Raw genomic sequence first — 11,206 nt, 5'->3', positions numbered from 1 at the left:
TTCTAGTAATTGCTTTTCTTCATTGGTTAAGGATATTTCAATCATGGCTGTATGATGATCTCTTTACAGATAATTTCAAGTCTTTGTTTGAAAAAGTCGCATCTTCAATGATCACGGGTATATGCAAACTTGACTTAATAACCATTGAACCAAATAGGTACAAAAAAGCCAAGAATCACTTCTTGGCTTTTTTACGGGCTGTTGATCTTTGTTTAACAATCATTGCTGAAAATATCAACAAAAATCAACAATCCCTAATCAACAAAGAGAAATTTTATAGGTCTTTTTGTTTGAACTCTGCAATCGTTTCACCTTTAAACTGCTTTTTTAGTTCGGATTTCGATAGCTCATTGATTTCGCCACCAGCGCCGATAGTAAAGTGATCAGTTTGGCTTAAATGTCTTGCTTGATACAACATAACAACCTGAAGAGTATGTTCTTTTTGCGCATCAGTTAACGCTGTACCGTCAGCCCATTTACCCAGCTCTGCTGCCGACTTCATTTTTTGATATACCTCTTCAGGCATATTATCAATCAACTTATCTAAATCCATTAAACACTCTTCCGTTTATTCAAAATAATCCGAACTCTAGTTATAAGATAGCCAATAAAACCGAAAACAAAACACGCACTGCCTACGTACATTCGGTTACCTTCAGCAGGCTCTCCGCCCCAAAACCAAATAACTACGCCAGCAATAAACAGTGTCATGGCGATAAAACTGTGTAACTGTAATTGGCTCGCAAGCTTGATTTTTCTTATATTTCGTTGTGCTTCTGTATCACCAGAGGTCGACGCATTACATGATGCACAACTCTTAGCAACACTGGACATACGTTTACCGCAACTTGGGCACTCAACTAATGCCATAATTACCTCAGCTTATCAACCACAGCTAACATTGCGACTAAAGATGCTTCACCTAAGTAAACACTTCTTTCAGGTGACCAACCTACAAATGGATCCGGTAAGTCATCATTGTCTTTGAACGGCATTTCTAAAGTATTAGCTAAACACTCAAATGTATTCGCAACCCAATTAGATGCAACCGTTAGATTCGCTTTTCCTGGCTCATCATTGTCATACCCAAATTCTGTTTGGAAGTCAGGGCTAGCCATGAGTAATGCTGAAACGAAATCTTTCTGAAGCTCAGCTAGACGTTCACTGTAGTTAGGAATCCCTTCTGCACCGGCTACGAACACATACGGCAATCCTTCATCACCGTGCACGTCATAGAATAAATCCACACCCGTCTCTTTCATTTTATTGGTTATATAATAAACTTCAGGGCTTTTTTCTAATGTTGGTGATTGCCATTCTCGGTTTAAATTCACTCCCACAGCATTGGTACGTAAATGACCTCGCACGCTACCATCAGGATTCATATTCGGAACAATGTAGAAATTCGCTTTATCTAATAGTGATTTAGCAACCGGGCAATCTTGATCAAGTAAGCGCATCAGAAGACCTTCTACACACCATTCAGCCATGGTCTCGCCTGGATGTTGACGAGCCGTGATCCAAATATTCTTTTTCGTTTCATCACCATCGCCCACCTTAACTAAAGTCATATCACGACCGTCTAAGGTTAGGCCTAGGTGCTCAAGTGAAACTTCTGAATGTAACTGTACGGAGCTGATTAAATCTAAGTGACGCTCGTAACTGTACGGGGCAAAATAAGCAATTTGGATGGCTTCACATTGAAGTTCAACTTGTATTTTAAGTTGTCCATCAACATATTCGGTTGGAATGCGGAACCAGCTTTGTCGATCATAGGTTGCTACAGCTTGATAACCTTCCCAGCCTTTGGTGTACGATGAAGAACCAGCATTAATGATATTAAAAGTATATTGGCTGCCAACTTCACCTTCGAAACGATAGTTAAACCACTGGAAAAATTCACCGCCTTCGTCTGGACGAATAGCAAGTTGAATATTGTCTCGTTCTTCAAGGTTAACAACTTGAATGTTACCACCATCAAAATTATCACTAATGCGCATATTTATTTTCACTTTTTAGTTTTTAAATTGTTCAACATTGTACAATATGCCCTACCAATTGCCCAGTCACCTCTACTTGACTATATCCCTGCAGAATTGGCGGAAAAAAATATCTTCCCCTAAACTAAATAAACACAGAAGTGATAAAGATTTTCTCATATGGAGTGGTTATGGGGATAAACAGGAAGTACATCAAAAATAAAGTTAATGGCGCCGAAGCGATATGTTTAGCTCTCATCAAGCAAAACGTGTAAAGTGATTTTTGGATATCCTGGTGGTGCTATCATTCCAACTTACGATGCGCTATTTAAGTATCAATCTCAAATTAAGTATGTACTCGTAAGGCATGAGCAAGGTGCTGGTCATGCCGCTCAAGGGTACGATCGAGCCAGTGGCGGGGTTGGCGTAGTTCTAGTCACCTCAGGCCCTGGTGCAACAAATATTCTTACTGCAGTAACAGATGCTAAAGCCGATTCAACTCCAGTAGTCTTTATAACAGGGTAAGCTCATTCTCAAAGTATTGGTACTGATGCGTTTCAAGAAGTCGATATTATCTCTATGTGCAAACCTGTGACCAAATGGTGTGTTCAAGACTCCTGCTCTAATGATATTCCTGAAGCTATGGCTACAGCATTTGATATCGGTACTGCTGGACGTTACTGTATGTTCAAAACAAAAGGTCTTTCCTATGGTGTGTTCAGGTGATTCAGTTTCAGATGTGAGGCTAAAGTAGCAGAGTCTACAATGTGGTCTGTCAATCAGAATTAGACAGTGATGTGATTTAATACCACAGGAGATGACGGTGGTTGTGTGACGGGTTTATCGCTTTCATCAGTAGCTCTTTTTATGTTCTCTAGTAGGGCTTCAATCTCCCCTCTTGTCTCACCATCTAAGTTTTCTTGAATTTCATTAAACAAGTCAGTATTAATTGCTGAGAGTTTAACTAATTCATTTTGGATGTCTGTAATCATTTGCTCTTTTTCTTTCTGTTCAAGCCGTAATCTTTTTCTTTCCAAAAGCATCATTTTATTTTCAAGTTGTTCGGCATATTTAATTTGAGCCATAATTTCTTTATGATCCATTACCACTAATTGCAATCTTCTTAGCTGCTCCGCCGCTAAAGCTGCTTTTACTTTTTTTATATCCAATTCTGCTTTTGTTTCATCAACTTCGCTTTTATCAGTCAGCTTTTCTTTTATTGCATCTTCAATAGGCTTTAAGTACTTTTCGCCTTCTTTTGCTTTTTTTTGTATTTCTAATTGCTGATCAGCTTCAGGCCACTTACCGCCCAGAGTAAAAAAGATTTGAATAATACCCGCCATAGCTTTCGCTGCTTTAAGTGCTTTTGGGTCACTAACTTTCGCCTTTTTTACGAGCAAATAGTGAATTGCGTTAGCGATACCATTATCTTTAACCGGCAAGAGGTCTTCATCATTTTTCAATCGTCTTTCGTCTACTATAGCGGCCTCAAAATCAAAAACTGACGTAACTAAAGCTCCTAAAGAGAAAAAAATCAAAGGTGCTGCGACTGGCCCTGTTAGTACTGTTGACATAATTGCCCCACCCAAAGAAACTCCAGCACAGAAACAACCAAAGGCCTTTAAGTAAACTTGATTAGTTTTAAGTTTCAACTGCGCTTCTTTATAGGCCTTTCTAGCATCTTCAGTTGCCTGTTGTGCATTTTTTAGTTCTATTGCGACTTCTGCAGTAAAGTCTAGTTCAGACGGTAAAGGCACTTGTTCTGCGGCAAATACAACTTCACTATATCTTGTTGCACTTTTATCACTCTCCGACATCAAAAGTAACTCAGAAGAATTGTTTAACTCCATCAGTTGCTCAAGCTCTACTAAGCTTTCCATATCACTTTTTTTTACTTTACTGAGTGCTTCCCTTAACTGCTCTAACTGTTTTCTTGATTGTTTTAACTCTTCAAACAACACTGAGTGTTGTTGTTTTATGTTTTCTCGCTTAGCTCTAAGAGCTTCCCTCGCATCATCTTCACGATCATCAAGTAAGTCATCAATATCTTTAAGATCATCTGAATATTCAGAAATCTCTGAAGCCATCTCGTCTTTTAGTCTTGCCTCTTGTTCCAGTTTCTGTAATTTTTCTTTGGTCATATTGATAGCATCAGCGTATTTAGTAAGTTTATCGCCTGCTAATTTAAGAATCTTTTCACCATTTTTTTGAATGTCCGATGGTTTTACTTTGCTTTTAGGAGTAACTGACCCAGCCCATAGTAGACCTAAAGTTAAAACAAGTTTGATACCGGTAGAGCTCCAGCCTGCATATTTTTCAGCTTTTTCTTCTGACACATCAAAAAACCTAAAGAGTGCATAAGCAATATTTCCCAGGCCATCAGCTTCGAATGGGAGGCCGTCCTTTCCTTTCACTTTTAGCCCCCAATCAACTGCAGCCGAAATAGTATCAGCAGTAGATAAAACCGCAGCAACACCAATCACGGCTGCTGCTGCAATAGAAACTCCTCCTGTTGGAACAGCAAAACCAATTGCCACGGCAGCGGCGGCAATGGCTAAACAAGTTTTAGCAAGCTTCATAAAAAAGGTCTTTTTCGCCATTTTTAAATCCGCTTCTTTAGCTTTATCTAAAGCCTCAAGTGCTTTCTCTGTTGCTTTCCTCTCACTTTCTTGAATATCTGTAACAACTTCATTTCTGGTATTTTGAAGTGGTACTTGTAAAGGGTTATAAACACTAAGCCTTCCCGCTTGAAACCCTGATGCACGGTTTACAGGAGTATCAACATCACCCACTCCAGTAATTACAATGTTAGGAATTTCAGCAGACATCACAGGAACATTACTAGGTTTATCAGCAACTATACTTGGCCTAGCTTTTGTATGAAGGGGGAGTTCAAATTCAGGAGTTGGCACCTCCTCACCAGTAGAAGCTGATCTATTTCTACTCCCACCAAAGTAATCATCATCGATCTGCTCTGAACTTGCTGAGTAACTTTGGTAATGTATAGCCAATGCAGGATCTGCAACGCTCATTTTTCATTACCTCAGCTATCGAAACATAATTTTACTCTATTGTATTCTGCACATTTTTTTAGCGGTTTAAATCACACATTAATTACAAAACAGAATTATGAACAAAGTTTAACAACTGCATATTTTTCATACATTAAAGTCGATTAGATCACAAACCATAAAATTTAGTGAGCAACAGCACGGAAGCTGAAAACAACTTTTAAATAATAACTACCTAACATAATTAAGTGTGAGCTAGTCGATTAAAATAGCCTTTAATAGACATCTCAGCATGTAACATTAATAAATATTAACTTTAATATAACAAACAAAGCAGTTACGTTTAGTTATCAAAATTTTACAGCATTAACTATGATTCCCAGAAGTGAATTACAAACTGAAATTCAACAATTTATTGATGAATGTATCGGAATTCAGAAAATAAACTACACAGAGCCAGAAAAATTGGGACTTTCAAAAGATGAGCAAATTTATCATGCTCATATGCGTAATGGCTTTATACGTTATAAATTAACTGTTAAAGATGGCAATGTAATAAAGTCTGAGTGGTTTTGTAAGCCCTATATGCTAAAACATCTATACTTTGGAAAAACTTATGAACCAAGCCAGCAACATGATAGAGAGGCACAGGCTTTCTACTATGCTCTGACTAATAAAGGCATCCCCTTTTGGCCAACACCTCCTTATGGCGAGGCATGCAAAACCCAAACGGTTGACGACTGGAAAACGGCTATTTCTGCACCGGTTACTTCTTTAAACAACAAAAAAACGCTTCTTTTAGATATCCAAGCTTTCACTAAATTCGATGAACCAAGCTTTAGAATAGCCTCCAGAGAGGAGCTAAAATCTAGAGTTTATTTTGTAGATTCTACAGTGGTAGAGCAGTTAAGAATGCTGAAAAAAAACGGCCATGACTTTATTTTGCTTAATAATAATGACTTGCCTTTTTCGACTGTAAATGAACTATTATCTTCATATGACTTGGAGATTACTCCTAAAAATTATTTGAACAAACTCAGTCATAGATACTTTGTAACACCTCAACTTAGAGAACAAATAGATTGGTCAGAAGTTCCGCAGGCTGGGATGAATAAGTTTGCAAGACAATTTTGCTTGAATGGTGATTACTTATACATAACAACACACTCTTCTGCATCTGAAAGCTTCGGAGAATACTTTTTACTCGCAAAAGATGACAGTCCACTTACTTTTATAACAAGTGAACCGCCACAATCTTCCAGAGAAACTACTTCTCAACTCGCTGATAAATAAAGCCACCAGCGAAAATCATAAAGATAAGTAGGTATAACCATTTATCTTTTGATTCTGATTCTTCGGCTTTAACTTGCTCTTCAAGCCTCAGCCCTGTGACTTGCTGAGTCGCTTGTGCTGCTTGAGCCGCATTAACATCTGGCGCAACTTTCCCCGGAGCTAAAGGGGCTAAAGGGGCTAAAGGGGCTAAACCAAAGCCTGCATTTTGTGTTTGTACATATTCGGTAAATTTCTCGTTATCTGTAACCACATCATGCTTGTTGGCTAATTCTGTATAGGTTTCTAGCATCTTCTTCAAGGTTTCAGCATCTGGTGCCCAGTAACCTTTACGAGTAGCTTCTAGCATACGCTCGATGATTTGCGCTAACGCTTCGGCGCTGTGTTCTTCAAAGAACTTTTTCATTTCCATTTGATATTTATCATCAACGTAAACTTCGAAGAACTCTTGCCAATGGTCATCACGTAACGCTTCTGGCGTCATGACTTCCCAGCCCCACATGTTGTTCATGCGGTCAAGAATGGCGATTGTACCTGCGTAACCAGAATCTTGCATCGGCTTGAATCCAACGCAGATGGAAATGGGTGTAGATCTTTTGAAACGACAAACTTAAAAAATAGATCTATTAAGATCAATAAGTTGAGTTTATATAAAGGTAGACAAGAGAGTTTTTTGTGTTAGTTATATTGTTCCGACACGCAATAACAACACATAAAGCCCTCTATGCAGACAGAATACGCTAACACTCAAGAAATTTCATTTTTTTCTGAAGCTCAAATCCAACTTGATACGATTATTCATCAGCTTCAAGGCGAAACACTTCAAAACTCTGAACATGGTGATGTTGAACAATTTATTCAAAACGAAGGCTTTGAGTTACTGAGACGTTTGCTACAAGGGCACTTAGATATGAAGGCCAGTGAAGAGCGTCATCTAACATCAATTACTTCTTCTACAGGCATTAACCTGACACACGTTCGCCACCACACCCAGAGAAAAATGAGCAGTCTATTTGGTGACGTTATCGTACATCGTAAAAGCTATAGCACACGAAAACACAAGTGTTGCTTTCCATTAGATGAACAACTAAACCTTCCTGACGACCAATACTCTGACGGACTCAGACAGCGCATTGTCGATGAGTCAGTCAAAGGCTCATTTGATAATGTTGTAGAGTCACTTAAGCGGACAACAGGTGGACGTGTAGCGAAGCGACAATGCTTGAACGCTGTACAAGATGTTGCGCAAGACTTCGAACAATTTTATGCAATGCAACGCTTTGAACGACCAGAAGCAACTCAAGATTTAATCGTACTAAGCTTTGATGGGAAAGGCGTTGTAGTGCGAACTGATAGCCTGAGAGAATGCACAAAGAAAGCCGCCCTGAAAAGTAAAAAGCTGAACAGTAGGCTCAGTGCAGGTGAGAAGAAAGACAGAAAACGCATGGCTCAGGTATCAACGGTTTATACCACATTAGCTCATGTGCGTACTCCCGAGTCAGTGATGAAAATAAACGAAGAAGATAATGTTCGCCCAATTCGAGTTAGGCCAAGGAACAAACGAGTCTGGGCTAGCCTTGAACGAGATGCAGAGCGAGTGATAGAAGAAGCTTTTGAGGAAGCACTGCAGCGTGACCCAAACCAAGAACGTCAATGGGTAATTCTTGTCGATGGCCATCCACATCAACTGAAGCAAATCAATCGGCTAATCAAGAAGTTTAATGTACAAGTCAATCGGCTAATCAAGAAGTTTAATGTACAAGTCACAATAATTTTGGATTTTATACATGTTGCAGAATACGTCTGGAAAGCCGCATGGTGCTTTTTTGAAAAAGATGACACATCAGTAGAAGACTGGGTTGCCGAGCGTTTACTTAACATTTTAAAAGGAAAATGCTCCCAAGTTGCTAAAGGCATTAAAAGTAGTGCGACGAAAAGAAAAATAAGTAAGCGGGAAAATGTCGATAAATGTGCTCGCTATCTTTTGAATAATATACCCATGATACCTGAAGATGCTCGATTTCAGCGAGAATGCACAGCTTGTTAATCAAGGCGACAGTGTGCGGCAATAGTGAGCTATTGTTAGCACTGGCAACACAGAGTAACACGCTGTGCAACTCGCACTTCGTGGACTTCTCAGCACCAATTCTTCTTTGTTACATTAGCTCGAAAGAATCCCGATATTCCTTCGCTAATGCGCCTCAAAGAATTGGCGCTGAGAAAGTCCTGAAACATGCATCTTCAGGTATCATGGGTATAAAGAGTACTTGAAGTATGGCGAGGCATTAGCATCAGGTCATCCTATCGCCAGCGGGGTAATAGAAGGTGCTTGTCGTCATTTGATAAACGATAGACTGGATATTACCGGTGCCCGTTGGGGGCTTGATGGAGGTGAAGCGATTTTAAAACTACGGTCACTGAAATCTAGCGATGATTTTGATGATTATTGGCTTTTCCATAAACAGCAATCCAAACGACGACTTTATAAAGCTGCTGTAACCGTCGAATGAAAGGAACTGCACCCAACTGAGATTGAAGTTGTAATGCTTCGTTCCAAAACATCGGCATCAAAACATGGATTTGAAACAGAGCATACCTCAAGTTCCCCCTCATTAACGCTAAAGGTATACGGCTCTAGATCTTTTATTTAATGAAGGAACTTGAGCACCTTAGCTGAGCGACCTCGACTTACGACAAATGCAGTCGGAAAACGACATATGGGAGCTGAAAGCTCCAGATCTGGCAGATGTTCTTGTTCCGTCATTGTTAAAGGAAAAGGTCAGAATGTTGAAATTGAAGGAACTTGAGCAGCCATGGTTATAAATTCAAGTTTAAGGTAATGTTATTTTACCGCTTAATATCTTCATACCGTATATTGTTAACTAAAATTAACCTTTCCAAGCAGTAGAAAAAGTTCAAATCCCCTCTATGTAATCTTCATTAGTGATCATAAAATATAAACAAAAAAGGGAACACTATGACTAAAGAAAAATTCGAAACTATTTATTTCCGTGCAGCAGAGCGAAAAGGTGGGGTAGAAAACTTAGAGCAGCTATTATTTAAACCACTCTCACACGAAGAGATACTCCAAATTAAGGATGACCGCTGGCTTTCTACTTTTACGATGAAAGTTTTTCAGTGCGGTATATCTTGGAAAGTGGTTCGTAATAAATGGGATAATTTTGAAGATCATTTTTTTGGCTTCAAACCTGAGTTATTGCTAATGCTTTCCGATGAACAATGGGAAGAAAAAGCTCGTGACCCTAAAATCATTCGACATTTAACTAAAGTGATGACCATTCCGGCTAACGCACAAATGTTGATAAATGCGAGCTACGAGCATGGTTCGTTTAGTAAATTACTCGCCAATTGGCCAAAAGATAACACCACCGAGTTGTGGGAATACCTTAAAAAGAATGGCAAAAGGCTCGGCGGAAATACCGGTGCATATGCGCTTCGCCAAGCGGGTGTTGATACTTTTATATTGTCTTCTGACGTTGAAGCTTATTTAAGAAATACTGGAATTATTGACTCGGGAAGAACCACTAAAAAAGCAATGCGAGCGGCGGATGCTGCGTTTGTAAAATGGCACCAAGAATCTGGACGCAGTTTAACTGAAATTAGCCAAATTATTGCTTATAGCAGTGGTGAAAATAGAGTTTAGTAGAATGCGCCAAAAAATAGGCTATGGGTTACTGATTGTATCCACCATTATTTGGTGCGGTATTTTTGTTGTCCCCTTTTTAGATATTGATACAGCAAAAAGTGCAGGACTTGCTACAGCTTGTTTTTTTGTGGGTGAAGCGGCCTTTTATATTGGTATTTTATTGATTGGCAAAGAAGCTTGGCTGAAATTAAAACACTATTTCTCAACCAAGCTCAAACAGGCTAAAGACGATGAAAACTAAAGACTAACCCTTTGCGATTTAGCGTCATCAAATTGCTGACGAATCGCAATGGCTTTGCCAGTAATTTCATTATTAAGACTTTTAAGTAAGCCTAGTGCAAAGCAGACTTCTGCCATCAAAAATAAAGGGCCAATTAACAGCTGGTTTAAATCATCTATAAATGCTGGTTTGGCTTTTTCAAATTTATGTCCCACCAGCTGAAATACCCAACCGACAACAAATACCGCTAGTGCGAACCAACCTCCATATTGAGTTTGTGCCACTAAATCAGCTGTATACATTACCGGGGCCATAAACAGCACCATTCCTAATGCCAACCCTTTATGCAACATCACATAATAAACTAAAACAATTGCAGCAAAAGTATAGCCGAAGGTGATCTCATAGCCCGTATCCCCAATTGGAAACCTCAATAAACTAAACCAAACAAAAATAGACCAAATAATCGTTGGAACACCAATAAAATGAGTTTTAATATTATCCGCATCCAAATGCACGCTCTTGTAGGTTGAGAGCTGTTCAACGATCGTTTTCATGCGCTGTCGAATCCTTATCGTTTTAATTTTAAGCTCTCAATTTAGCCGAATTTTAGGATGATGAGAATATCTATTCAAAAAAAACGTCATTATTTATATGATTTAATCAGCATTTTTGAGTACGACTTTTCCTCGCTGAATAACCACTTTTGGCTTGTTCAGTATCGTTAAGTCCTCTAGGGGGTTTTTATTAAACAGCAATAAATCTGACTCATACCCAATTTTCACTAAACCATAATTACCTTTAACCATTGGAAAGCTCGCAGCATTTATCGTTAAGCTTTGCATTACCTCTAAATTAGTGAAACCTAAAAGCTTAAGAGCGCAAACTTCACGTTGAAATGTATCTGCATATGAAGAATGCTCTAGGCTCTGCCCATCTATACCGGCAGCGCCTTTGGCTTTTCGTACTTTTCGGTATCCGTTGTAAAGCGCTTCTTTGTTTAAGAGGCGACCGTACAAGCTGTAGTAAACTCTCATGT

General features: G+C 39.1%; 11 protein-coding genes and 3 pseudogenes. 7 read left to right on the top strand and 7 right to left on the bottom strand.

What is annotated here, in order from left to right:
- Positions 1-274: 274 nt before the first annotated feature.
- From JQC92_RS18670 to JQC92_RS18660, 3 genes are read right to left on the bottom strand one after another with little or no spacing between them, the layout of a single operon-like run.
- Positions 275-553 (bottom strand): YeaC family protein, encoded by a 279-nt coding sequence (locus tag JQC92_RS18670; RefSeq protein ID WP_205001065.1) that lies wholly within the window; start codon positions 551-553, stop codon positions 275-277.
- Positions 553-870, bottom strand: a complete 318-nt coding sequence (locus JQC92_RS18665; protein ID WP_205001064.1) for a zinc ribbon domain-containing protein — start codon at positions 868-870, stop codon at positions 553-555. The genes JQC92_RS18670 and JQC92_RS18665 overlap by 1 nt, the downstream gene beginning before the upstream one ends.
- Positions 871-872: 2 nt before the next feature.
- On the bottom strand, positions 873-2,000 hold the full coding sequence (locus tag JQC92_RS18660; protein ID WP_205001063.1) for a M14 family metallopeptidase: 1,128 nt from the start codon (positions 1,998-2,000) through the stop codon (positions 873-875).
- Positions 2,001-2,255: 255 nt separating this feature from the next.
- On the opposite strand from JQC92_RS18660, the gene JQC92_RS18655 reads away from it, so the two are divergent.
- Positions 2,256-2,504 (top strand): thiamine pyrophosphate-binding protein, encoded by a 249-nt coding sequence (locus JQC92_RS18655; protein ID WP_205001062.1) that lies wholly within the window; start codon positions 2,256-2,258, stop codon positions 2,502-2,504.
- Positions 2,505-2,570: 66 nt separating this feature from the next.
- A complete protein-coding gene (locus tag JQC92_RS22955) occupies positions 2,571-2,705 on the top strand; it encodes a hypothetical protein (RefSeq protein ID WP_276315821.1) in 135 nt (44 codons plus the stop codon).
- Between the two features lie 59 nt (positions 2,706-2,764).
- Here the strand turns inward: JQC92_RS22955 and JQC92_RS18650 are convergent, their stop codons facing one another.
- Positions 2,765-5,011: an ATP-binding protein gene (locus JQC92_RS18650; protein ID WP_205001061.1), complete on the bottom strand. Its 2,247-nt coding sequence runs from the start codon at positions 5,009-5,011 to the stop codon at positions 2,765-2,767.
- Positions 5,012-5,362: 351 nt separating this feature from the next.
- On the opposite strand from JQC92_RS18650, the gene JQC92_RS18645 reads away from it, so the two are divergent.
- Complete coding sequence (locus JQC92_RS18645; RefSeq protein ID WP_205001060.1) at positions 5,363-6,283, top strand: hypothetical protein; 921 nt, start codon at positions 5,363-5,365, stop codon at positions 6,281-6,283.
- Here JQC92_RS18645 and JQC92_RS18640 read toward each other — a convergent pair.
- Entirely contained in the window at positions 6,258-6,836 is a 579-nt protein-coding gene (locus JQC92_RS18640; protein ID WP_205001059.1) for a cobaltochelatase subunit CobN, read from the bottom strand. The genes JQC92_RS18645 and JQC92_RS18640 overlap by 26 nt on opposite strands.
- A gap of 168 nt (positions 6,837-7,004) precedes the next feature.
- On the opposite strand from JQC92_RS18640, the pseudogene JQC92_RS18635 reads away from it, so the two are divergent.
- The 4 genes and pseudogenes from JQC92_RS18635 to JQC92_RS18620 form a co-directional block, all read left to right on the top strand.
- Positions 7,005-8,308: pseudogene (locus tag JQC92_RS18635) on the top strand (ISKra4 family transposase); the annotation flags it as partial.
- A gap of 236 nt (positions 8,309-8,544) precedes the next feature.
- A pseudogene (locus tag JQC92_RS18630) lies at positions 8,545-8,790 on the top strand (ISKra4 family transposase); the annotation flags it as partial.
- 467 nt (positions 8,791-9,257) lie between these two features.
- Positions 9,258-9,944, top strand: a complete 687-nt coding sequence (locus JQC92_RS18625) for a DNA-3-methyladenine glycosylase I (protein ID WP_205001057.1) — start codon at positions 9,258-9,260, stop codon at positions 9,942-9,944.
- Positions 9,945-9,948: 4 nt separating this feature from the next.
- Entirely contained in the window at positions 9,949-10,188 is a 240-nt protein-coding gene (locus JQC92_RS18620; RefSeq protein WP_205001056.1) for a transporter suffix domain-containing protein, read from the top strand.
- Here the strand turns inward: JQC92_RS18620 and JQC92_RS18615 are convergent.
- Positions 10,185-10,724 carry an Mpo1 family 2-hydroxy fatty acid dioxygenase gene (locus JQC92_RS18615; RefSeq protein WP_205001055.1) on the bottom strand — a complete coding sequence of 180 codons (540 nt, stop codon included), beginning with the start codon at positions 10,722-10,724 and terminating at the stop codon, positions 10,185-10,187. The two genes, JQC92_RS18620 and JQC92_RS18615, sit on opposite strands and share 4 nt — an antisense overlap.
- A gap of 102 nt (positions 10,725-10,826) precedes the next feature.
- Positions 10,827-11,206, bottom strand: a pseudogene (locus JQC92_RS18610) (hypothetical protein); the annotation flags it as partial.

This window comes from Parashewanella hymeniacidonis (genome assembly GCF_016900895.1).
GTDB lineage: Bacteria > Pseudomonadota > Gammaproteobacteria > Enterobacterales > Shewanellaceae > Parashewanella > Parashewanella hymeniacidonis.
Note: the sequence above shows the minus strand (reverse complement) of the source record. Positions and strands in the feature narration are given on the sequence as shown.